We start from the raw sequence: 22,686 nt of genomic DNA, 5'->3' as shown, positions 1-22,686 counted from the left end.
AATTGGGCAACGCTTAGAGCGGCGTGGTGTCCATGCCGAACCATTTTTCGCTCAGCTTTCTGATGGTACCGTCTTGTTTAGCCTGATCGATTGCCTTGTCGAACATGGCTTTCAGCTCAGGATCGCTTTTACGCAGACCAACGGAAGAACCGCTGCCCAGAATGCCGCCGATGAACTGTGGCCCTGGCATCACGATGTTGTCATTGCCCGGTTTGTCCGTTGTACTTTTCAGGTAAGGTGCGGAAGCGATGACCAGATCCACACGGCCTGCTTTCAGATCCAGATCGTGTTCCTGTGTGGTTTTATATTCGCGTACTTTCATTACGCCTTTCAGATATTTATCCAAAAAGGCGCTGGCGATAGAGGCGGACTGCACGCCGATGGTTTTGCCTTCCAGCAGCGGTTTCAGCTTCTCAACCTCTGCCAGTGCTTTTGCTTCATCGGCAGGCTCAATGGAGAAGCGCACGCCTGCGTCTGGGAAATCTTTGGCGAGTGAGCTGGATTTCAGCACGGCGAAAGTCTGCCCTGCCTGCGTGTACGGCTGGCTGAAATCAATCACCTCACGGCGTTTTGCCGTGGCGGACATACCTGCGATGATCGCGTCATATTTACCTGCGTTCAGCGCAGGAATAGCGCTGGCGAAGGGTTGAACCATGATCTCGCATTTCACCTGCATGTTGTTACACAGCACTTTGTACAGCTCGATCTCCATGCCATCCAGCGTACCGTCTGGTTTGGTGAAGTTATACGGGTGGTAAGCGCCTTCGGTCGCGATGCGGACGGTGGTCCATTTTTTCTCTTCCGCTGAGGCGGTGAATGAGGCAGCCAGCGTTCCTGCCATACACAGCGAGCAGGCGAGCAGTGTGAGTTTTGATTTGATCATATTATTTTTTCTCCCGGCATTTCATACCCGTCATACTTCAAGCTGCTTGTGCGTTGGCTGTCCTTACTCACCCCAGTCACTTACTTTTGTAAGCTCCTGGGGACTCGCGCGGTTGCCGCCTTCACGCAACTTGAATTATTTAGGGTATGTCTATTATAAAATTATGATTCCCATTATTTTCTTACCTCAGGTTGATGTTTATACCTGTGTACGAAATCTGTGGGGTTGTGTTTACCAACTGGCAATAAATTGCCGGAAGCGAGCCGACTGGCTGGCTGTGAAAACGTGCTCCGGCGTTCCCTGTTCTTCAATTTCCCCCTGATGGAGGAAGACGATGCGGTTGGAGACTTCGCGGGCAAAATCCATTTCGTGAGTCACGACCAGCATGGTCATCCCTTCGTCCGCCAGCGTGCGCATGACGCGCAGTACTTCACCGACCAGCTCTGGGTCGAGCGCGGAGGTCGGCTCATCAAACAGCATCACTTTCGGTTCCATCGCGAGCGCACGGGCAATCGCGGCGCGCTGCTGCTGTCCACCGGACAAATGCGCAGGATAGTAGTGACGCTTATCCGCCAGACCGACTTTCTCTAACAGCTGTTCGGCGTGCTCTACGCACTCCGCCTGTGGACGCTTTAAGACGTGCACGGGCGCTTCGATGATGTTTTCTAGCACAGTCTTGTGTGACCAGAGGTTAAAATTCTGGAACACCATGCCCAACTGAGTGCGAATTCTGTCGATCTGTTTGAGGTTCGACGGGCGGTTCTGCCCTTTACGGTTCGGCTTCATTTCAATTGCTTCTCCGCCGACGATAATCTCGCCCTGATCGGGAAGCTCAAGCAGGTTGCTACAGCGCAGCAGCGTCGATTTACCTGAACCGGACGATCCCAGAATTGAGATGACTTCCCCCTGATTGGCCTCAATCGAAATCCCTTTCAGGACGTCCAGAGAACCGAAGCTTTTATGAATGTTGCGCAGGCTAATGGCGGGTGTCGTCATTGCAGATCTCCCAATTTCTTAATTTTTTTCGCTGCCGGTTGCGCACCCGGCGCACGGAGATGAGGGGTAAGCGTAAATTCTGTCCACATCAGTAAACGTGTCAGAATAAGGTTAATAAACAGATAAATAGCACCGGCGACCAGGAACACTTCAAGCGCTCGGTAAGTTTCCGCGATGAGGCGTGCAGCGATCCCAGTGATTTCCATCAGCGTGATGATGGAAGCCAACGAGGTCGACTTGACCATCGAGATCAGCTCATTACCGTAAGCGGGAAGCGCCTGACGGATTGCCAGCGGAAAAACGATACGCTTGAAAATCATGAACGACGGCATGCCGCAGGCGCGTGCAGATTCGATCTGGCCCACCGGAACGGACTGCAATCCGCCACGAATAATTTCGCTGGCATAGGCACCGGTACACAGGCTGAGCGACAGCAGGGCGCACCAGTGCGGCTCCCGCAGGAATGGCCAAAGCATACTTTCCCGAACCCAAGGGAATTGCCCCAGCCCGTAGTAAATCAGGAACAGCTGAACCAGCAGCGGCGTACCGCGGAAAAACAGCACGTAGGTTCGGGCAATGGAGCGCAGGACGGCAAGGGATGACAACTGCATCAACGCCAAGCCTAGCGCCAGAAAGAAGCCCAGAAAGACCGAGCTGACCGCCAGTTGCAGGGTTAACGGAATGCCGGGAATAATCTCCAGAAACGTTTCGTACAGAAAAGGAAAATCCATCAGCGTTTCACACCCCGGGAATAATGAGACTCAGCACGGCGCATAATCCAGCCGGAACAGATTGAAATAGCCAGATACAGCAGCGCGGCCGCCATGAAGAAATCAAACGGTTTGCCAGTAGAGCCTGCGCCAGTTTGCGCCTGCGTCAATAGTTCAGCGACGCCGGTAACGGAAACCAGTGCGGAGGTTTTCAACACCAGCTGCCACACGTTGCCGAGTGGGGGGATCGCGTGGCGCAGCAGGAGCGGTACGATGATGCGGCGCAGGCGCAGTAACGTTGGCATACCGCAGGCTTTGGCGGCCTCAATTTCCCCTTTGGAGACGGCGTAGAACGCGCCGCGATAGACTTCTGTCTGCTGCGCACCGGAGGAAATGCCGACGGCGATTACCCCGGCGAGGAAGCCAGGAAAGCCAAAGAACTCATTGCTGCCAAACAGTTTGGCGAGCAGGGTTAACGCAGAGCTGCCGCCGAAATATAGCAGGTAGATGATGAGTAGGTCGGGGACGCCACGGATGAGGGTGGTGTAGCCGTCAGCCAGATAGCGCACGGGGCGATTGCCGCAAATTTTGGACCAGGCACCGATCGTGCCGATCACCGCCCCCAGCAGGAAGCCGCCGATCGCCAGTGCGAGCGTCATTCCTGCCCCGATTAGTAATAATTTCCCCCAGCCATGTTCACCAAAACTGATGAGCTGCCAGAAAGTAACGTCTTCCACAAGTGACTCCAAACTGCTTGCTTATTGTTCTGCTGAACAGAACTGTTTTTGTGATGAGAGGACTACATACTCCGTTCAGGAACGAAAGTAGAAATACGTAATGACGCGATGTATCACCCTTCGATATGTACTCATTCGATGAGGCATTAATTTCGATAAACCACGATGGCTTGACGATGAAATCGGTTCGATAGGAACGATTCAGAGGTCGTGCCGCGAATCTATTAAAAAGCTAAGCAATAGTCGGGCCACGTTTTATGTAAACGATTATTGATTATTTATTCATATAGTCTGCTTATTAATGGGTTTTGTTTTAGTCAAAATAAGGCAGATGTGGCCTGCGGTAAAGCATTAAAGTGACATTTTGTAAGGGAGTATGTTCAATATAGTGCATTGTTATGCTATCTGGCGGGGCGTTGCATTATGATGGTGCAATAACCGCTATCCGGCAGAACGGATAGCGGGTGAGTAGGGTGGTAGGGAGAGGATTATGCTGTCTGGTCAGAGAACCAGCTCAATTTTTCCCGCAGCCCGACAACGTTGCCGATGATGATCAAACTTGGGCTGCTGGCCCGCTGTGCTAATTCGCCCAGTTGGGAGAGCTGTCCACTCAGCACGCGCTGTTTGGTTGAGGTGCCGTTTTCGATAATCGCGACAGGCACGGTTTCCGGTAACTGCTGTTCGATGAGCTTACTTTGAATGTGCTCAGCCTGCTGAAGGCCCATGTAAAACACCAGCGTCTGTTTTTCCGCTGCGAGGCTGGACCAGTCCAGATCGGTGTCGTGCTTGACGTGTCCGGTGATCAGCCTGACGCCCTGCGAGTGATCGCGATGGGTGAGTGGGATACCGCTGTAGGCTGAACAGCCCGACGCGGCAGTAATACCGGGGACGACGGAGAACGGTATGCCCGCCTGTTGCAGGTATTCCAGCTCTTCGGCACCACGGCCGAAGATAAAGGGGTCGCCGCCTTTCAGCCTGACGACCCGATGACCGGCGCGTGCCTTTTCTTCCAGCAACTGATTGATTTGATCCTGAGGAACGCTGTGATAGCCAGAGGCTTTGCCGACGAAGATTCGCTCGGCGTCACGGCGTGACAGATTGAGAATCTCTTTCGATACCAGTCGATCGTAAACGACGATGTCGGCCTGCTGGAGATGCTGTAGCCCTTTCAGCGTCAGTAATCCTGCGTCGCCCGGCCCGGCGCCGACCAGCGTCACCTCACCCCGGTCATCAAGCGGCGCGGAGAAAAGCAGTTCCGTCAGTTGGTTAACGCTTTGGCTATTGTCGTTTGCCAGCGCCTGCGCCAGCCGATCGTGTACGAAGAGCTTTTCCCAGAAGCGACGGCGCGCGCTCATATTGCGGAACCGGCTTTTGACCCGACTGCGCAATTCGCCTGCGTATGTCGCCAGCTTACCGAGATTTTGCGGCAGAATACTTTCCAGTTTTTCCCGCAGTAGTCGAGCCAATACCGGTGCGGCACCGCCAGAAGACACCGCGACCATCAGCGGTGAACGATCAATGATCGACGGCATAATGAAGCTGGCGCGTTCTGGTGAATCCACTACGTTACAGAAAATCCGGCGTTCACTGGCGCTGGCATAGACATGGTTATTGACGTCCTGATCGTCGGTGGCGGCAATCACCAGCCACACCTTGTCCAGTAACGTGGGATCGAAGGTGCCGTGTACCAGTGTTAATTGAGCATCCTGCTCCCACGCTCGAAATTGATCGTTAAAATCGAGCGCATTGACGGTAATCACTGCGCCAGCATCCAGCAATAGCCGGGCTTTACGCTCGGCTATTTCACCCCCTCCTACCAATAGACAAGGTTTATCGTGCAACTGACAGAATATTGGCAGGTAATCCATGTAACGCCTCTTGAAAGCTCAGGTTATTAGGGTAATGGTTGGCTATTATCAACCGCGATGTCACGGTCTGCGATAGATATTTGCACATTACCGTTTGTTACCTGAGTATCATAAGCTGCAACAGAATAGGCTCCATCCTCCAGACAGAAGCCATCATAAAGGCGGAAATGCTGTTTTTTCAATGGGCTTGCGACCCAAAGATCGTCCTGATGCTCGCCCACTATCCCGCGACTTAATACGCTCGCCTGCGCGAACGGATCGATATTGCTGATGGCGTAAACCTGCTGATCGTTACGTGGGCGGAACACGGCAATCTGTTGCTGCTCGACGAGGGCGCAAACGCCAGTGCCGGGCAGGATGTCGTCTAACTTACATACGGTTGTCCACTGGCTCATGCGCTTTCCCCTTCCAGTTCAATCTGTTTCACCGGAATGCGCTCGGCAGGGCGCGCCGGACGGTGTTGTTGACGTTCACCCACCATTTGCACATTCGGGTCACGTTCTGGGCTGTTAATGAAGTGAGCAAAGCGTTTCTGTGCTTCAGGATCTTCCAGCGTCGCCTGCCATTCGCAGATATAGCCTTCTCGCAGCCGTGCGATATCGGCTTCAAGCTGATCGTTAATGCCCAGCTTGTCTTTCACAATCACATTGCGCAGATAGTCGATGCCGCCTTCGAGGTTATCCAGCCAGACGGACGTACGCTGGAGCTTATCGGCCGTACGGATGTAGAACATCATGAAGCGGTCCAGATAGCGGACTAAGGTCTCGCGGTCCAGATCGGCTTCCAGCAGGTCGGCATGACGCGGTTTCATCCCGCCGTTGCCGCATACATAGAGGTTCCAGCCTTTTTCGGTGGCGATAATTCCCACGTCTTTACCCTGTGCTTCTGCACATTCCCGCGTGCAGCCGGAGACGCCAAATTTCATTTTGTGCGGAGTGCGGATACCTTTGTAGCGGTTTTCCAGCTCGACGCCAAAGCCCACGCTGTCGCCGACGCCAAAACGGCACCAGGTGCTGCCGACGCAGGTTTTTGCCATACGTAGCGCCTTGGCGTAGGCGTGGCCTGTTTCAAATCCGGCTTCGATGAGCTGAGCCCATACGTCAGGGAGGTCGTCTTTTTGTACGCCAAATAGCGCCATGCGCTGAGAACCGGTCATTTTGGTGTACAGATTATATTGCTTCGCAATGCGACCAATGGCGATCAGCCCGTCTGGTGTGATCTCTCCGCCAGCGGAGCGTGGGATGACGGAATAGGTGCCGTCTTTCTGTATATTACCGAGGAAGTTATCGTTGGAATCCTGCAACGGCGTGTGCTGCGGCTTGAGCACGTATTCGTTCCAGCAGGAAGCCAGCAGAGACGCGACGGTCGGTTTACAGACCTCACAGCCGTAGCCTGAACCGTGTTTTTCCAGCAGTTGATCGAACGTTTTGATTTTTTCGATTTGGATCAGGTGGTACAGCTCTTGGCGTGAATAGGCAAAGTGCTCGCACAGGTGATTATTGACTTCAATCCCTTGCTTGCTGAGTTCCGCATTCAATACCTGTGTCAGCAGCGGAATACAGCCGCCGCAGCCGGTACCGGCTTTGGTGGTTTCCTTAAGCGCCGCGACGGTATGACAGCCGCCGTTAATCGCTTTGATGATGTCGCCTTTGGACACGTCGAAGCAGGAGCAGATTTGCGCACTTTCCGGTAGTGCATCGACCCCCAGCGTCGGTTTCGCACTGCCTGCCGTAGCCGGAAGAATCAGTGCTTCAGGGGAATCCGGCAGCGGGATCTTGTTCAGCATGAATTGCAGCAGGTTGCCGTAATCCCGCGTGTCGCCGACCAGTACGGCACCGAGTAACGTTTTGTTATCAGCGCTGACGATCAGACGTTTGTAGGTTTCTTTGTTTTCATCCAGCCACATATAGCTGCGTGCGCCTGGCGTATGGCCGTGTGCGTCGCCAATCCCACCGACATCGACACCCATTAGCTTGAGCTTGGCGCTCATATCGGCACCCTGGAATCGGTTTTCATGCCCTAACAGGTGGTCGACAGTAACCTGTGCCATTTTGTAGCCGGGCGCAACCAGACCAAAGGGTCTTCCCTGCCAGGCGGCACATTCGCCGATGGCGTAGACGTCAGGGTCGGAAGTTTGGCACCAGTCGTTAATGGCGATACCGCCACGTGGGCCGATCTCTAGCGCACACTGGCGTGCCAGTTTGTCCTGCGCACGGATACCGGTAGAGAACACGATAAAGTCGACTTCCAGCGTGCTGCCATCGGCAAACACCATCGTCTTACGGTTTTCCAGACCAGAATGCTGAATGGCCTGCGTATTCTTGCCGGTATGCACTCGCACACCCATGTTTTCAATCTTGCGTTGCAGCAGGGCACCACCCTGTGCATCCAACTGCTCAGCCATGAGCACAGGGGCGAACTCAATGACGTGAGTTTCCACGCCAAGGTGTTTCAGTGCGCCAGCCGCTTCCAGACCTAATAACCCCCCGCCGATCACCGCACCGCGTTTGCTGCGGCGGGCGCAGTTTTCGATGGCGTTTAGATCTTCAATGGTGCGGTATACGAAACAGTCTTGTCCGTTTGATCCTTTGATTGAAGGGATCCAGGGATAGGAGCCGGTTGCCATGATGAGCTTGTCGTAATACACGGTACGGCCGGAATTGGAGTGAATGGCTTTTTCGCTGCGGTTGATGGTGATGGCGCGCTCACCTAGCAGGATTTTAACGCCATTCTTTTCGTAATAGCCTTCGCGTACTAAAGAAAGCTCTTCTACCGTGTGGTGGGCGAAGTAAGAAGAGAGGTGGACACGATCGTAGGCGACGCGGGGTTCTTCACAAAAAACGGTAATATCGTAGGTGGACGTTGGGGCCTTATCCAGCAACTCTTCGATAAAACGGTGGCCAACCATCCCGTTACCGATAACAGCGAGTCTGACTTTGTTCATTTTTGCCTCAAAATTGCTTCTTCTGAGGTTACCTTATCGCGCTACAAGGGCCGCTTATTGATGTATATCAAGTTGTCTTTTATATACTTCTTTGTGGGTATCTTGATGATTTTGCTTATTTTTTATTAAGTCTTGGTTTTTGTTAGGTTTTTCATGACGGGTAAAAGTGAGATCTATAGCACGCTTTTGGTCAGAAGCCGACTGATTAGCGGCCAATCCGCTATCAGAGTAATCGTCCCCTTCATCAATCATTCACATTTCAGAATGCTTAAAAATAAAACTAAGGGATTATCCATTTGTTTAATAAGGATATGAATATTTCTGGTGATAATGCTCACAACTTTGTGTGCAATTGCACAATTATCCGCAGCATAATTTCTTCATATGAAAGAAATTGCCTAATGACTAACGGCGTAACAACCTTAATAATTGAAAATAAAACGCTATTTTTTTTTAATTAGCACATCATTTCTTTTTTGTGATGCCGATCGACTTATAAGGTCGTACCAGAAAGATATCGGTGTTTTTTATCTACCGCCCCAACACAGTCAGTGGAGTTCTTCTTTAATTATTTATGTGGCTTACATTCGCAATCGCGTACATGAGTTGTGTTAAACATCAAGGCAGGTAACAACGTGAAAATAGAATCAATTGATGTCACCGTCTTCACTTATCCCACACGTCGAGTTTCTGACAGTGCGGGTCATTCACACCCGGGAGCCGAGAATCAGGCCAAGATGGCGCTGTTGACCATCACGGCGGATGGCGGCCAAAAAGGTTACGCTTTCGCTCCGCCGGAAGTGATTCGTCCTCATATCGTTAACGCTTTCTTCCGCAAAGTGCTGATTGGGCAGAACCCGTTCGACCGTGAGCGCCTCTGGCAGGATCTGGTGCACTGGCAACGCGGTAGCGCCAACCAACTGACCGATCGCGCGCTGTCGATTGTGGAATCCGCACTGTGGGATCTGCAAGGTCGCGTGCTGAACATGCCAGTGCATAAACTGCTCGGCGGCTATCGTGAAAAAGTCCCTGCTTACGGCAGTACCATGTGTGGCGATGAGTTGGAAGGCGGTTTATCTACGCCAGAGGAGTTTGGCCAGTTTGCAGAAAAGCTGGTGCAGCGCGGCTACAAAGCCATCAAGTTGCACACCTGGATGCCTCCGGTGTCGTTCGCACCCAGCCCGAAGATCGACGTGAAAGCCTGTGCGGCGGTGCGTGAAGCGGTTGGCCCAGATGTCTGCTTGATGCTGGATGGCTACCATTGGTACAGCCGCAGCGATGCGCTATACATCGGTCGTGAACTGCAAAAGCTCGATTTCACCTGGTTTGAAGAGCCAATGGAAGAGCAGAGCATGGCATCCTACAGCTGGCTGACCAAGAGCCTGGATATCGATGTGATCGGGCCGGAAAGTCTGTCAGGTAAATATTTCAGCCGTGCTGACTGGGTTAAAGAAGGCGCATGCGACATTTTACGCGCCGGCGTGCAAGGCGTAGGTGGTCTCTGGCCGTGCCTGAAAGTCGCGAGCCTGGCGGAATCCTTCGGTATGGATTGTGAAATTCACGGTAACGGTGCGCCAAACCTCAACGTGGTTGGAGCGATCAAAAACTGTCGTTGGTATGAACGCGGATTGCTGCATCCTTTCCTCGATTACGACGAACCTGCCGCTTATCTGAATTCGATTGTCGATCCGATGGATGACGAGGGCTTTGTGCATCTGCCGCAACGTCCAGGGCTGGGAGAAGATATTAATTTTGACTGGATTGAGGAGCACACCCTAAGTAAAGAATAGTTTTTTGTTCGATCTGAAAGATAGCCTTACCTAAAAAATAAAAAGTTGTCGTCTTCCATGCTCCCACACCTGGAGAATAATGATGAAAGCACGAGCAATACTCCGTACCCTGCTGTTAGGTTCACTCTGTATGGCCGCTACACCAGCCATTCTATCGGCAAAAACCCCTGACGATCAGCTGATCGTTGGGATGAACATGAACAACATGCTCTCACTCGACCCGGCCGCCATGACCGGTAATGAAGTGGTGGGCATTATCGTCAATCTCTATGACTCGCTGGTGGTGCTCGACCCGGCCAACCTGAGTAACATCCTGCCTTCTCTGGCGAAAAGCTGGAGCGTCAATGATGCGGGCAATGTCATTACCTTCAATCTGGTAGACAACGCCAAATTCCATTCCGGTAACCCCGTAACGGCACAAGATTTCGCCTGGTCGATGAAACGTTTGCTTAGCCTCAATATGGCTCAGGCCACGACGTGGAAATCCTACGGCTTCACCGCGGAAAACGTGGAGAAAATGATCCGCGCCAAAGACGCTAACACCGTTGAAATTGAACTGCCTAAACCGAACGACCCCAAACTGGTGATCTATTCGCTGGCAACGTTGGGTAGCGGCTCAGTGCTGGACAGCAAAACGGTCATGCAACATGAGAAAAACGGTGACTGGGGTAACGGCTGGCTGACCACGAACGAAGCCGGTTCTGGCCCGTTTAAGCTGGATGTGTGGCAGGCGAAAGACGTGCTGCGCATCAGCAAGGTTGAGAACAACTGGCAGGGCGACGCGAAAATGCGGCGCGTGATTTTCCGCCACATGACCGAATCACAGGCGCTGCGTCTGATGATTGAAAAAGGCGATATTGATGTTGCCTCTGGGATGTCTGTGCCAGATATCAACGCGCTGAAACAAGACAAAGACGTTGTGGTTGATGAGGTGAAAAAAGGCACGCTGTACTACGTTGCAATGAGCCTGAAAAATGAATACTTCGCTAAACCGAAAGTGCGCGAAGCGGTTCGTTACCTGATTGATTACGATGGCGTCAATAAGACGGTGATGCTTGGCTATGGCTTCTATCATCAGCGCCCCATCCAAAAAGGGATGGATGCGACGTTGCCGGATCCTGGCTACAAGCTAGACGTGCCGCGCGCCAAAGCGCTGTTGGCCGAAGCGGGCTACCCGAATGGATTTGAAACCACGCTGCGTGTCTTGTCCGATCAGCCGTTCCTGAATCTGGCGACGTCGGTACAGTCCACGCTGGCACAGGCGGGTATCAAAGCCAAAATCATCTCCGGCACCGGTAATCAGGTTTACGGCGCGATGCGCGATCGTAACTTCGATATGCTGGTTGGCCGCGGCGGCGGTGGCGTCGATCCGCATCCTCACTCCAGCCTGCGTTCTGTTGTCTATAACCCCGATAACAGCGACGAAGCCAAACTGACCAACTTCCAAGGCTGGCGCACGTCTTTCTACGACAAACCCTTGAACGACATGATCGATCAGGCGCTGTTGGAGAAAGATCCTCAGAAACAGAAGCAGATGTATATCGACATACAGAATCGCTATGAAGAACTGTTCCCGGCCATTATTCCGGTGTCGCAGATGATCGATTCTGTGGTGTTGCGTAAGGACGTGAAAGGCTATGTGCCGCATCCGTCCTCCACGACGCATCTGCGCGAGGTGTATAAGCAGCGTTAGTGTCCACACGTTAAACCGGATGATTAGCCTGCGTTCCCGGCTAATCATCCCGATCAGATACGCTAAAAAGAGATGACCGCGTGAGTGGCGATTTGCTGTCGTCGTTAACCGGGATATCAGGAGAAAGAACATGGTTTTCTCTGATTGGATCAAGCCGGGTGGAGTACTGCGTCGTTTGGCAAAACGTCTGTTTCAGGTCGTCATCACGCTGTTCGGGTTATTAATCCTGACCTTCGTGATCGGCCGCGTGATGCCAATCGATCCAGTCCTGGCTATTGTCGGGCAGGATGCTGACCAAAGTACCTATCAACAGGTTTACCAACAGCTGGGGTTGGATAAGCCACTGTATGTCCAGTTCTTTATTTACTTCAATTCACTGATGCATGGGGATTTGGGCAATGCGCTTCTGACTGGGCGACCGGTCGTGGATGACATTATCCGGGTTTTCCCCGCCACCATCGAGCTGGCCACCATGGCGATTATCGTGGGGGCCGGCTTGGGCGTACCGCTAGGCGTGCTGGCTGCGGCACGGCGCGGTAAGTGGGCGGATTATGTGGTGCGTTTTATCAGTCTGGCCGGTTATTCCACGCCGATATTCTGGGTCGGGATGATGGGGCTGCTGGTGTTCTATGCCTGGCTGAACTGGGTTGGCGGCGCTGGGCGGGTTGATATGGCCTACGACGGTCTGGTGGAGAACCGTACCGGTCTGCTGTTGGTGGATTCGCTACTGGCAGGCGAGTGGGATGTGTTCCGCAGCGCGCTGAACCATCTGGTGTTGCCAGCCACGATTCTCGGTTTCCATTCACTGGCCTATATCAGCCGTATGACGCGTAGCTTCATGCTGGCGCAGCTTTCGCAGGAATACATCATTACTGCGCGAGTGAAAGGGCTGTCTGAGTTTCGTGTCGTCTGGGCGCATGCGTTTCGCAATATTCTGGTTCAGCTTCTGACGGTGGTGGCGCTGGCGTATGGCTCTCTGCTTGAAGGGGCGGTACTTATCGAAACGGTCTTCTCATGGCCGGGCTTTGGTTCCTATCTGACGGGCAGCCTGCTGCTGGGCGATATGAATGCGGTTATGGGGTGTGTGCTGCTGGTGGGGTTGATCTTTGTGACGCTTAACCTGCTGTCGGACATGTTGTATCAAATCTTTGATCCGAGGACGAACGCATGAATATTTCCTCTGAGCCGCCGGTCAGTCGTGAGTCGGTAATGCGGACGCCGCCGGAAAAACGCGTGAGTCGTCTGCGGCTACGCGGGGCGCGAATCGGCGGGTTTTTATTGACGATGCTGCGCAATCCACTGACCGCGATTGGTTCCGCGATTGTGCTGATGCTGATGCTGGTTGCCATCTTCGCACCGTGGATCGCCACGCACGACCCACTGGTACAGGATTTGGCCAACGCATTACAGGCACCGAGTGCGGCACATTACTTTGGCACCGATGAGTTTGGTCGTGATGTGTTTAGTCGTCTGGTCTACGGTTCACGCATCACGCTGTATATCGTTGCGCTGGTGTCGGTCACCGTTGGGCCGATCGGGCTGGCGCTGGGTGTGATTTCTGGGTATTACGGCGGTATCGTCGATACCATCCTGATGCGTATCACCGATATTTTCATCTCTTTCCCCAGCCTGGTATTGGCGCTGGCGTTCGTGGCGGCGCTCGGCCCCGGTCTGGATCATGTGGTGATCGCGATTACGCTGACGGCTTGGCCGCCGATTGCTCGTCTGGCAAGGGCGGAGACGCTGTCGCTGCGTCACGCGGACTTTATTTCTGCAGTGAAGCTGCAAGGAGCATCGTCTGTCCGCATTCTGCTGCACCACATTGTGCCGCTCTGTCTGCCGTCGGTGATTATTCGTATCACCATGAATATGGCGGGCATTATTCTGACAGCAGCGGGTCTGGGTTTTCTGGGGTTGGGGGCACAGCCGCCCGATCCTGAATGGGGCGCGATGATCTCTGCGGGTCGTCGTTACATGATGGAGTGCTGGTGGTTAGTAACTATTCCGGGGCTGGCGATTTTGATTAACAGCCTGGCGTTCAACTTCCTTGGAGACGGCCTACGTGACATCCTCGATCCCAGAACTGAATAAGTTTTCTCAACGTGCGCCGGGAAGCTCGCCCCTGATGGAAGTGGAAAATCTGCGGGTAGGTTTCGTGAACCGTGGTGCTGTGACGGATGCCGTGCGCGGTGTCTCCTTTACGCTGGGCTGTGAAAAGCTGGCGATTGTCGGTGAATCCGGCTCCGGTAAATCGACGGTTGGCCGTGCGCTGTTGCAACTGCATCCGCACAGCGCGCGGATTACAGCAGACAAACTGCGCTTCGGTGATACCGATCTGCTGAAAGCGGATGAGGCGCGGATGCGTCAGATTCGCGGCAAGCGCATATCCATGATTATGCAGGACCCCAAATATTCGCTGAACCCGGTGGTTTGCGTCGGCGATCAGATTGCCGAAGCCTATCTGGCGCACCATAGGGTGTCGCACCGCGAGGCGAAGGAGAAGGTCATGGCGATGCTGGATGTGGTGCGTATTCGTCAGCCAGAGCGTGTCTACAATCTGTATCCCCATGAGATTTCGGGCGGGCAGGGGCAGCGCATCATGATTGCGATGATGCTGATTACCGAACCCGAAATTGTGATTGCCGATGAACCGACCTCCGCGCTGGATGTATCCGTGCGCTTGCAGGTGTTGGCGATGTTGGACGATCTGGTGAGTGAGCGCGGTCTGGGGCTGATTTTTATCAGCCACGACATCAATCTGGTGCGTAGCTTCTGCGATCGGGTGCTGGTGATGTACGCCGGGCGTGTCGTGGAGTCGATTGCCGCCGCCGATCTGGACAACGCACAGCATCCGTATACGCGTGGGTTGCTGAATTCGCTGCCGGATATCGACCACCGCCGCCCGCGTTTGCCGGTGATGAATCGCGATCCAGCCTGGATCAATGGATAAAGGGGATAATCATGGCAACTGAAGCAATAAGTCAGCGCAAGCCGATGATCGAAGTGAATAACCTGAATCTCTCTTTTGGGCATGGCAATGCAAAGAATCAGGTGTTGTACGATGTGAATCTCACAGTCAACGATGGCGATATTTTTGGTCTGGTAGGGGAATCGGGTTCTGGCAAAACCACGGTGCTGAAGTGTCTGGCCGGACTGTTTAATCACTGGGAAGGCACGCTGCACATTGACGGGAAGAAGCTGGCGCACCGGATCGATCAGGCACGCTGTCGTCGGGTGCAGATGGTGTTTCAGGATCCGTATGGATCGCTGCACCCCCGTCATACAGTGGAGTCGATTCTGGAAGAACCGCTGTCGATCCACCGCTTTGGCGATCGTGACGATCGTATTGATACCTTGCTGGAAAAGGTCGGGCTGGGAACGAACTTCCGTCGCCGCTATCCGCATCAGCTATCGGGTGGACAGCGCCAGCGTGTGGCGATTGCCCGAGCGTTGATTCTGGAGCCGAGAGTTCTGCTGCTGGATGAGCCAACGTCGGCGCTGGATGTGTCGGTGCAGGCGGAAATTCTCAATCTACTGACTGACTTGCAGCAGCAGGAAAAGCTGACTTACCTGATGGTGACGCATGATTTGGGCGTAATCTCCCATCTGTGTCATAAAGTGGCGGTGATGCAATACGGCAAGATACTGGAAACGCTGGAAACCGACGATTTGACCAGCGATGTGCCGAAGGATGCTTACACCTCGATGCTGGTGGAGGCCAGCCGTCAGTACAGTCGCGATCTGGCGGTACGTTCGGAGCGTATGGGCTGAGTTTGCTGAGCGGTGATAATGGGTAGATCGTAAAGACGCTGCAAGTACGTCCATGTAAGCTCGAGCCGCGCCATCCTTGGCGCGGACGCTTTACTCTTCTATCCCATTCCCCCCGTTCTCGTTCCGTACGGTCTGAGGGCTGAGCAATCGGCCCTTTTTTTATCTTTCATGCAGGTTTTCGATCACAGTTGGTTACGAACAGACTTTTATACGTAAAAAAAGGTAAATGGGTAGCGTTGAAGAGTGCGGAAACTTACAATCATTACGCTTTCTGTAGTCAGCCTCTTCCAAAAGGAATTCTTATGTTTAAACGTACTCTGGTTGCTGCGGCGGCCCTTATTTCACTGACGGCATTTTCCCCAGCCTTTGCGGCTTCCGGCACTACTCATGTGCTGTTGACGACGTCCGCAGGCAATATCGAACTGTCTTTAGATAATCAAAAGGCACCGATTTCGGTAAAAAATTTCGTCGAGTACGTTAACAACGGCTTTTATAACGGGACGACATTTCACCGTGTGATCCCAGGCTTTATGGTGCAGGGTGGCGGTTTTTCTGGCGAAATGAACCAGAAAGCGCCGAATGCGCCGATCAAGAATGAAGCCGATAACGGTTTGCGTAACCAACGCGGCACGATTGCCATGGCGCGCACGTCCGACAAAGACAGTGCGACTAGCCAGTTCTTTATCAACATAGCGGACAATGCTTTCCTCGATCACGGGCAGCGTGATTTTGGCTATGCCGTGTTCGGTAAAGTGGTGAAGGGTATGGAAGTCGTGGATAAGATCTCTCAGGTACCAACGAAAAACGTCGGGCCTTATCAGAACGTACCGACTACGCCGATCGTGATTCAGTCAGTGAAAGTGTTGCCTTGATTAGCGTGATAGAGAAGTAAGAAACTGAGAATATGAAAAAGGCCACGAGAGTGGCCTTTGCGATCTTAACGTCTCTGCTAGCACGTTACTCCAGCGCTTTTGCCATCTGCTGTAGCCAGGTGTCCACGCCGGTACTCGGTACGTTCAGTTGACGGTAGGTTGCCGTTGCTACGGGGTAGCCGCCAACGTCTTCCTGGCTGTTCACGAAACCACCTTTCCGCTGTTTGACGTTGTCCACGATACGCTTATCGACGGCGTCACGATCTTTAGGACGTGCGCCTGCACTTTGCAGTACCTGATTGGTGACGGCGCTGGCTGATGCCGCCGTTAAGCCCGCAGGCCAAATAGGGGACACCTTGAGTAACGTAATCCCAGTGCCTGACGTTTGCGGGGCGGCGTTGCCCTTGGCATCGTATGCGAGGTTATCCGACATCCAGACATCGCCGGCGCTGTTGCTCCCTACCAGCCCTAAACCCGCTTTGGTATTTGCGCCGTAGTGCATCACGTTACCCGCGACGGAAACGCGCGGGCTGGCGGGCATGGTTTTCCCTTCCCATTCTCCTTTTACGCCACCAACGCGAACGCCCCAGATGCCGGGGTTGTAGATCAGGTTATTGACCATGACGCCCGTTGAGCCTGCTTTGAACCAGGCGTTGCGTTCGTTGTTGTGGGCATACAGGCTGCCCACGATCGACACGTCAGTCACGTTATCGTGAACCAGCGTCCCCATCGAGTGAATACCTTTGGTATGAGCCGAGTCGTATAAGCCTTCAGCAACGATATTATTTGAGAGCGTGATTCGGTGCGCAGTGCCCTGAGGCCCGTCGTAGCGAGGGCCGGAGATAGACAGGTTCTCGTCCGTCCCCCAGGCAAAGCTACTGTGGTCTATCACGACGTTATAGGCATCTTTGCCGTTGATTGAAACGTCGCGTTCAAAGCCACTTTTTTTACCCGTACCGGCATCGCCGATACGAAAACGCAGATGCTGCATGAGCACATCATGCGTGCTAATCCCCATCCCGCCGCGAATGATTGTGATACCGGGAGAGGGAGCGGTTTGGCCAGCGATGGTGACAAACGGTTCCGTTAATCGAAGGTCACTTTTATTCAGGTCGATGATGCCGCCAACCTCGAAAACGATAATGCGTGGCCCTTTAGCGGCCAGTGCTTCTCTGAGTGAACCTGCCCCGGATGAAGCCAGCGTTGTGACGCGAATAATGCGTCCACCACTGCCTGCCACGGTATCCGTTCCGAATCCTTTCAACTCTGGTGCTGCCGGTGTGGCGGCGCTAGCCATCGGTATGCCGACACTGAATACTGTGCAGGTACTGAACAGTGCGGCGAACAGAAGAGAACGTTTCATTTCATTTCCTTGAATATTAACGATAAAAATGAGCGAGCCATTAGGACTCGCTCAAGTGCTGCCCGAACGATAAATCAACGGGCGTTAAGCTCGCTTGCAGGCTCCTGCTAGCACAGGACAATGAGGGTAGGAGCCTGAAGTCCGCTTATTACACTTTACACTTCGTGATTAGTTGCAATTTGCTGCCGTCAGCACGGCCAGGTTTTTGTTCACGCCAGCATAGTTCGCCAGTTTATCTTTCACGCACTGTGGTGAAACTGGAGAGTAGCTGTAAGGAACAGAAGCGAACGTGCCGGTACTTTTCCAGTCTTCAGCATTCACGTAGGCTTTGGTGTCTTTATCCCAAGTGATATTGTATTTAGCGAAGTCGGCTGGGCTCATGATGTTGTTATTACGCAGTTCCCAGGTACCGAAGTTGGAACCGTCGTAACGTGAGGTCACCGGGTTTTTCGCATTCTCGAACCAGTTACGTTCGATCAGCGCAATCCCTTTCTGGCGTACGTTCAGGCCAGAACTGGTGATGCCGGTATACAGGTTGTTGTAAGCGTGAACCTGACCGCCGCGTTGCAGTGGGAGACGGGCGTTAACGTCGTCGTAAATATTGTGATGGTAAGTCAGATCACGGCCCGTATCGCTGCTGCTGAAGCCGCTCAGTCCCACCTTTTTGATGCCGTGAATGTAGTTGTACGACACCGTCACGTTGGTAGAAGCTTTCTTGATATCAATCGCAGATTCGAAGGTGGTGTCACCGTCTTTTGTGCCCTGACATTCAAAGTTTTTAGCGAAGATCTCGTTGTGGTCAATCCAAACGTTCGGCGTGTTATCGATACGAATGGCATCACCGTCCTGCGCGCCACCCGGCATGTAACCAAAGCGCATGTTGCGTATGATGACATCAGATGATTTTGTCAGCCAGATCCCGAAGTTAGCGGAAGATCCGTTGGTACCGATGATGGTAACCCCTTTGGTAAACTCTTTGATTTCCACACCGCGAGCGTCTTTACTCCACTGGCCGCAGATATTGTTTTCAGCAGCTTTGATCAGCGCGTCTTCATTACCGTTATAGGTGATGATGAGTGGGTAAGCCCCACCTTTGACTTTCTTACCTTTAGAATCCAGCTTCGCCTCTTCGATAATATCAATGATATCTTGCATAGAGCGCGCAGTTTTGTTCACGGCACCGGCAACGTTACCACCGTCAGTGGTAGCGTAACCCCCCGTATTTGCCGCCATCGTCGGTTGGGCTGCAAGTAATAACAGCCCAGCGGCTGTAGAAGGCAGTAGGTATTTCATTAGGGTACTCTCCTTGGAATAGAATTTTTTGGGTATTAATGTTCCACATCACCCAGATTATATTATTTGATGTTTCAATAAAAATGAAATCAAGGTTTATTGAAACCCCGATTAAGTGTTATCATAAAAATAAAATAATTCAATATTTAGATATTAAATATATCGACTGAATAACACAGAGAAATATGTGTGATTAATAAGTCTCTATTTTAAATGATGATATTTTTTTCATTTTTTATAAAATCAGTGGGTTGATAGTTTTTATGAAAAATAAAATTATATTTCGTTTTATTATTCTGCACTGGAAGCGTTTTGATATAGGTGATAACTGTGAGCGGTATCAAGAAATAAGTAAAATTTCTCATTGAGATGAAAGTATCAAAAAATAATTGATTCCGATCAAATTATTAATTAATCCCGTGTTGTGAATTGTTTCCCATTACATCAGTAATTAACCATTAAAATAATTAGCATGATAGTTAATTTATTACTTCTTTATTGAGATGAATATTCATGCTCACATGTCGGCCCTCATAAAAAATAAGCGAGCGCTTAGCGCTCGCTTGAGGGTAAATCTGACCGTGTTTATTTGCAGTTAGCTGCTGTCAGTACCGCTAGGTTTTTACTTACACCCGCGTAGTTCGCCAGCTTATCTTTCACACACTGTGCCGAAACTGGGGAGTATTTGTAAGAAATGGAAGGGAACTTGCCGGTGTTTTTCCAATCATCAGCATTGACGTGAGGCGTGGAAGGACGACCCCAGGTGATGTTGTATTTGGAGAAGTCTGCCGGTTTTGTGACGTTGTTGTTACGCAACTCCCAGGTACCGAAGTTGGAGCTGTCGTTACGTGCAGTCACCGGGTTGAGCGCATTTTCGAACCAGTTGCTTTCGATCAACGCTATCCCTTTCTGACGGACGTTAAAGCCGGAGCCAGTGATACCGTCATACAGGTTGTTGTAAGCATGAACCAGACCACCACGCTGTAGCGGCAGACGTGAGTTAACATCGCGATAGATATTGTGATGGTAAGTCAGATTGCGTCCTGTATCCGTATTGCTTGCGCCGCTTAGGCCGACTTTCTTGATGCCATGAATGTAGTTGTAGGATACCGTGACGTTAGTTGAGCCTTTCTTGATATCGACGGCCGATTCAAAAGTCGTGTCATTGTCTGGCGTGCCTTTACACTCAAAGTTCTTGGCAAAGATCTCATTGTGGTCAATCCAGACGTTTGGAGAGTTATCAACACGAATGGCGTCACCGTCTTGCGCACCGCCCGGCATATAGCCGAAGCGCATATTACGTACGACGACGTCAGAGGAGTTCACGATCCAGACACCGAAGTTGGCCGATGAACCATTGGTACCGAGGATGGTAATCCCTTTGGTGAACTCTTTGATTTGTACGCCGCGAGCATCCTTACTCCACTGGCCGCAAATATTCTTTTCAGCTGCTTTGATTAATGAATCTTCATTACCGTTATAGGTGATGATGAGCGGGTAAGCACCGCCTTTGACTTTCTTGCCTTTTGAATCCACTTTCGCAGCTTCAATAATATCCACAATTTCTTGCAAAGAACGTGCGGTTTTTTTCACGGCGCCGGAAGTTTCTCCACCATCTGTGGTGGCATAGCCGCCCGTATTTGCTGCCACCGCTGGCTGAGCCGCGAGTAATAACAATCCAGTGGCTGCCGTAGGCAATAGGTATTTCATTATGACTGTCTCCTTGGAATAGAATTTTCATGGGCATTTATCGCTCCATATGCCCGATGTCACATATACCCGTTATACTTCAAATTGCATGTGCGTTGGCTGCGTTCAGTCACCCGAATCACTTACTTGAGTAAGCTCATCGGGACTCCTTCTCTTGCCGCCTTCCTGAAATTCGAATTATTTAGGGCATACACATTTTTCAACAAAAATGAATCATCAATTTTGATGAAAAACCAAGGGGAGTGTGGTCAAAAAATAAGTTCAATTCAAGGGTGAAATGTTAAATGTATTACGGTGGAAACATTTTGTAATGCTGATGATTGGATTATTTGGACTTTATAGGAAACGATATTCCTTTAAAGTAATTGAAAATCAGTAGGTTATTATTTAAATGGATAGTCGATTTATTCTGGTTTCTTTATCTATTTGATTTTAAATGGCTACTATTCTTGCTGTGAGCGCTGAGACTAACGTAAATAATTCAGCTTAAGCCAAAATATAATATCACAGGCGTATTAAATTTTGGTTATGGGTTAATTTTATATTGAATTTTAGTTTGTTAAGAAATAATTATTATTAATCTCTATGTGCTGTAAAAAATGAGCGAGCCTAAACAGCTCGCTCAGGAAGAACCCGGCGCAGAGTGAATGCGTCGGGATTTACGCGTTTATTTACAGTTGGCTGCTGTCAGTACTGCCTGATTTTTACCTACGCCAGCATAGTTCGCCAGTTTATCCTTCACGCACTGTGCGGAAACTGGGGAGTAGTTATACGAGACTGCAGGGAATTTGCCGGTGCTCTTCCAGTCATCCGCATTGATGTGCGGTGTGGATGGTTTACCCCAGGTGATTTTGTATTTAGCAAAATCAGACGGGCTGGTGATGTTGTTGTTACGCAGTTCCCAGGTACCGAAGTTGGAGTCGTCATTACGTGCAGTTACTGGGTTGAGTGCATTTTCGAACCAGTTGCTTTCGATCAGCGCGATCCCTTTCTGACGGACGTTAAAACCTGAACTTTTGATGCCGTCATACAGGTTGTTATAAGCATGCACCTGACCACCACGTTGCAGCGGCAGACGTGAGTTAACATCGCTGTAAATATTGTGATGATAAGTCAGGTTACGACCCGTATCCGTGTTGCTTGAACCGCTCAAACCCACCTTTTTCACGCCATGGATAAAGTTGTACGATACCGTGACGTTGGTTGAGGCTTTCTTGATATCGACAGCCGATTCAAAAGTGGTGTCGTTGTCTGGCGTACCGGCGCATTCGAAGTTCTTAGCGAAGATCTCGTTGTGGTCGATCCAGACGTTTGGTGAGTTATCAATACGGATAGCATCGCCATCTTTTGCGCCACCCGGCATATAGCCGAAGCGCATATTACGCACGACAACATTCGAAGAGTTAACCACCCAGATGCCGAAGTTAGCAGAAGACCCATTGGTACCGAGGATGGTGATCCCTTTGGTAAACTCTTTGATTTCTACACCGCGTGGATCTTTGCTCCATTGGCCACAGATATTGGCTTCAGCCGCTTTGATCAGCGCATCTTCATTACCGTTATAGGTAATCACGAGCGGGAAGGCTCCACCTTTGACGACTTTACCGCTTGAATCTTTTTTCGCTGCCTCAATGATATCGACGATCTCTTGCAAAGAGCGTGCGGTTTTTTTCACAGCGCCGGAAACGTCGCCGCCGTCAGTGGTGGCATAACCTCCCGTGTTTGCCGCCATTGTCGGTTGGGCTGCGAGCAGCAACAGCCCAGCGGCTGCAGAAGGCAGTAGGTATTTCATTGTGTACTCTCCTTGACATAGAATTTTTTGGGTATTTATCACTACACACCCTGTGTAATAAAATGGCTGTTTCAACAAAAATGAAATTAAGGTTTGTCTATAAAGCCGAGCTAAGTGTTAACAGAAAAAATAAACAATACAAGATGGGGCATTAAATATATTAATGAAATAACAGAGGACAACTGAGATGTTTTGTGTTTATTTCTTTTAAATAGAAACTGATTTCTATTTAAATCCTTTAAATTCATGTGGTTGTGTTTTTTA

19 protein-coding genes are annotated in these 22,686 nt (G+C 51.3%); 7 read left to right on the top strand and 12 right to left on the bottom strand.

All coding sequences use genetic code 11. The annotated features are described in order from the left end of the window. Nucleotides 1-13: 13 nt before the first annotated feature. The 8 genes from DCX48_11110 to DCX48_11075 all read right to left on the bottom strand — a co-directional run bounded on the left by DCX48_11110 (nt 14) and on the right by DCX48_11075 (nt 8,390). Nucleotides 14-883 carry a transporter substrate-binding domain-containing protein gene (locus DCX48_11110; protein QXE15009.1) on the bottom strand — a complete coding sequence of 290 codons (870 nt, stop codon included), beginning with the start codon at nt 881-883 and terminating at the stop codon, nt 14-16. 231 nt (nt 884-1,114) lie between these two features. Beyond that, a complete protein-coding gene (locus tag DCX48_11105; GenBank protein ID QXE15008.1) occupies nt 1,115-1,879 on the bottom strand; it encodes an ATP-binding cassette domain-containing protein in 765 nt (254 codons plus the stop codon). Beyond that, a complete protein-coding gene (locus DCX48_11100) occupies nt 1,876-2,610 on the bottom strand; it encodes an ABC transporter permease (GenBank protein ID QXE15007.1) in 735 nt (244 codons plus the stop codon). The genes DCX48_11105 and DCX48_11100 overlap by 4 nt, the downstream gene beginning before the upstream one ends. Then, nucleotides 2,610-3,326 carry an ABC transporter permease subunit gene (locus DCX48_11095; protein ID QXE15006.1) on the bottom strand — a complete coding sequence of 239 codons (717 nt, stop codon included), beginning with the start codon at nt 3,324-3,326 and terminating at the stop codon, nt 2,610-2,612. Before DCX48_11095 ends, DCX48_11100 begins: the two co-directional genes overlap by 1 nt. A gap of 488 nt (nt 3,327-3,814) precedes the next feature. Continuing rightward, nucleotides 3,815-5,194, bottom strand: a complete 1,380-nt coding sequence (gene cobA / locus DCX48_11090; protein QXE15005.1) for a uroporphyrinogen-III C-methyltransferase — start codon at nt 5,192-5,194, stop codon at nt 3,815-3,817. Between the two features lie 26 nt (nt 5,195-5,220). Further along, nucleotides 5,221-5,589 (bottom strand): nitrite reductase small subunit NirD, encoded by a 369-nt coding sequence (nirD, locus tag DCX48_11085; protein ID QXE15004.1) that lies wholly within the window; start codon nt 5,587-5,589, stop codon nt 5,221-5,223. Then, nucleotides 5,586-8,138, bottom strand: a complete 2,553-nt coding sequence (locus DCX48_11080; protein QXE15003.1) for a nitrite reductase large subunit — start codon at nt 8,136-8,138, stop codon at nt 5,586-5,588. The genes nirD and DCX48_11080 overlap by 4 nt, the downstream gene beginning before the upstream one ends. A gap of 54 nt (nt 8,139-8,192) precedes the next feature. Further along, nucleotides 8,193-8,390 (bottom strand): hypothetical protein, encoded by a 198-nt coding sequence (locus DCX48_11075; GenBank protein ID QXE15002.1) that lies wholly within the window; start codon nt 8,388-8,390, stop codon nt 8,193-8,195. A 383-nt stretch (nt 8,391-8,773) separates the two neighbouring features. Here DCX48_11075 and DCX48_11070 point away from each other — a divergent pair, with 383 nt between their 5' ends. The 7 genes from DCX48_11070 to DCX48_11040 all read left to right on the top strand — a co-directional run bounded on the left by DCX48_11070 (nt 8,774) and on the right by DCX48_11040 (nt 16,264). Beyond that, nucleotides 8,774-9,928, top strand: a complete 1,155-nt coding sequence (locus DCX48_11070; GenBank protein QXE15001.1) for an enolase — start codon at nt 8,774-8,776, stop codon at nt 9,926-9,928. Nucleotides 9,929-10,010: 82 nt separating this feature from the next. Continuing rightward, the gene (locus DCX48_11065; GenBank protein QXE17222.1) at nt 10,011-11,621 is read left to right on the top strand and encodes an ABC transporter substrate-binding protein; all 1,611 of its coding nucleotides are present in this window, start codon (nt 10,011-10,013) and stop codon (nt 11,619-11,621) included. Between the two features lie 130 nt (nt 11,622-11,751). Next, nucleotides 11,752-12,792 (top strand): ABC transporter permease, encoded by a 1,041-nt coding sequence (locus DCX48_11060; GenBank protein QXE15000.1) that lies wholly within the window; start codon nt 11,752-11,754, stop codon nt 12,790-12,792. 38 nt (nt 12,793-12,830) lie between these two features. After that, complete coding sequence (locus DCX48_11055; protein ID QXE17220.1) at nt 12,831-13,712, top strand: ABC transporter permease; 882 nt, start codon at nt 12,831-12,833, stop codon at nt 13,710-13,712. A 34-nt stretch (nt 13,713-13,746) separates the two neighbouring features. After that, nucleotides 13,747-14,571, top strand: coding sequence for an ABC transporter ATP-binding protein (locus DCX48_11050; GenBank protein QXE17221.1), 825 nt, complete (start codon nt 13,747-13,749; stop codon nt 14,569-14,571). A gap of 11 nt (nt 14,572-14,582) precedes the next feature. After that, the gene (locus DCX48_11045) at nt 14,583-15,392 is read left to right on the top strand and encodes an ABC transporter ATP-binding protein (protein QXE14999.1); all 810 of its coding nucleotides are present in this window, start codon (nt 14,583-14,585) and stop codon (nt 15,390-15,392) included. A gap of 302 nt (nt 15,393-15,694) precedes the next feature. Continuing rightward, the gene (locus DCX48_11040) at nt 15,695-16,264 is read left to right on the top strand and encodes a peptidylprolyl isomerase A (protein QXE14998.1); all 570 of its coding nucleotides are present in this window, start codon (nt 15,695-15,697) and stop codon (nt 16,262-16,264) included. A gap of 85 nt (nt 16,265-16,349) precedes the next feature. On the opposite strand, the gene DCX48_11035 is transcribed toward DCX48_11040, so the two are convergent. The 4 genes from DCX48_11035 to DCX48_11020 all read right to left on the bottom strand — a co-directional run bounded on the left by DCX48_11035 (nt 16,350) and on the right by DCX48_11020 (nt 22,422). Next, nucleotides 16,350-17,627: a right-handed parallel beta-helix repeat-containing protein gene (locus DCX48_11035; GenBank protein ID QXE14997.1), complete on the bottom strand. Its 1,278-nt coding sequence runs from the start codon at nt 17,625-17,627 to the stop codon at nt 16,350-16,352. A gap of 168 nt (nt 17,628-17,795) precedes the next feature. Then, nucleotides 17,796-18,920: a pectate lyase gene (locus DCX48_11030; protein QXE14996.1), complete on the bottom strand. Its 1,125-nt coding sequence runs from the start codon at nt 18,918-18,920 to the stop codon at nt 17,796-17,798. 585 nt (nt 18,921-19,505) lie between these two features. Next, on the bottom strand, nt 19,506-20,630 hold the full coding sequence (locus DCX48_11025; GenBank protein QXE14995.1) for a pectate lyase: 1,125 nt from the start codon (nt 20,628-20,630) through the stop codon (nt 19,506-19,508). Nucleotides 20,631-21,297: 667 nt separating this feature from the next. Next, the gene (locus DCX48_11020) at nt 21,298-22,422 is read right to left on the bottom strand and encodes a pectate lyase (protein QXE14994.1); all 1,125 of its coding nucleotides are present in this window, start codon (nt 22,420-22,422) and stop codon (nt 21,298-21,300) included. Nucleotides 22,423-22,686: the final 264 nt, after the last annotated feature.

The sequence above is a fragment of the Pectobacterium atrosepticum genome, assembly GCA_019056595.1.
GTDB lineage: Bacteria > Pseudomonadota > Gammaproteobacteria > Enterobacterales > Enterobacteriaceae > Pectobacterium > Pectobacterium atrosepticum.
The sequence above is the reverse complement of the archived record's forward strand: the minus strand, read 5'-3'. Positions and strand labels throughout refer to the sequence as shown.

Excerpts from the sequence above, each read along its gene's own strand:
- DCX48_11110 (QXE15009.1), bottom strand. The coding sequence starts at position 883 with ATGATCAAATCAAAACTCACACTGCTCGCCTGCTCGCTGTGTATGGCA.
- DCX48_11105 (QXE15008.1), bottom strand. The coding sequence starts at position 1,879 with ATGACGACACCCGCCATTAGCCTGCGCAACATTCATAAAAGCTTCGGT.
- DCX48_11100 (QXE15007.1), bottom strand. The coding sequence starts at position 2,610 with ATGGATTTTCCTTTTCTGTACGAAACGTTTCTGGAGATTATTCCCGGC.
- cobA (QXE15005.1), bottom strand. The coding sequence starts at position 5,194 with ATGGATTACCTGCCAATATTCTGTCAGTTGCACGATAAACCTTGTCTA.
- nirD (QXE15004.1), bottom strand. The coding sequence starts at position 5,589 with ATGAGCCAGTGGACAACCGTATGTAAGTTAGACGACATCCTGCCCGGC.
- DCX48_11080 (QXE15003.1), bottom strand. The coding sequence starts at position 8,138 with ATGAACAAAGTCAGACTCGCTGTTATCGGTAACGGGATGGTTGGCCAC.
- DCX48_11075 (QXE15002.1), bottom strand. The coding sequence starts at position 8,390 with ATGATTGATGAAGGGGACGATTACTCTGATAGCGGATTGGCCGCTAAT.
- DCX48_11065 (QXE17222.1), top strand. The coding sequence starts at position 10,011 with ATGAAAGCACGAGCAATACTCCGTACCCTGCTGTTAGGTTCACTCTGT.
- DCX48_11060 (QXE15000.1), top strand. The coding sequence starts at position 11,752 with ATGGTTTTCTCTGATTGGATCAAGCCGGGTGGAGTACTGCGTCGTTTG.
- DCX48_11055 (QXE17220.1), top strand. The coding sequence starts at position 12,831 with ATGCGGACGCCGCCGGAAAAACGCGTGAGTCGTCTGCGGCTACGCGGG.
- DCX48_11050 (QXE17221.1), top strand. The coding sequence starts at position 13,747 with ATGGAAGTGGAAAATCTGCGGGTAGGTTTCGTGAACCGTGGTGCTGTG.
- DCX48_11045 (QXE14999.1), top strand. The coding sequence starts at position 14,583 with ATGGCAACTGAAGCAATAAGTCAGCGCAAGCCGATGATCGAAGTGAAT.
- DCX48_11040 (QXE14998.1), top strand. The coding sequence starts at position 15,695 with ATGTTTAAACGTACTCTGGTTGCTGCGGCGGCCCTTATTTCACTGACG.
- DCX48_11035 (QXE14997.1), bottom strand. The coding sequence starts at position 17,627 with ATGAAACGTTCTCTTCTGTTCGCCGCACTGTTCAGTACCTGCACAGTA.
- DCX48_11030 (QXE14996.1), bottom strand. The coding sequence starts at position 18,920 with ATGAAATACCTACTGCCTTCTACAGCCGCTGGGCTGTTATTACTTGCA.
- DCX48_11025 (QXE14995.1), bottom strand. The coding sequence starts at position 20,630 with ATGAAATACCTATTGCCTACGGCAGCCACTGGATTGTTATTACTCGCG.
- DCX48_11020 (QXE14994.1), bottom strand. The coding sequence starts at position 22,422 with ATGAAATACCTACTGCCTTCTGCAGCCGCTGGGCTGTTGCTGCTCGCA.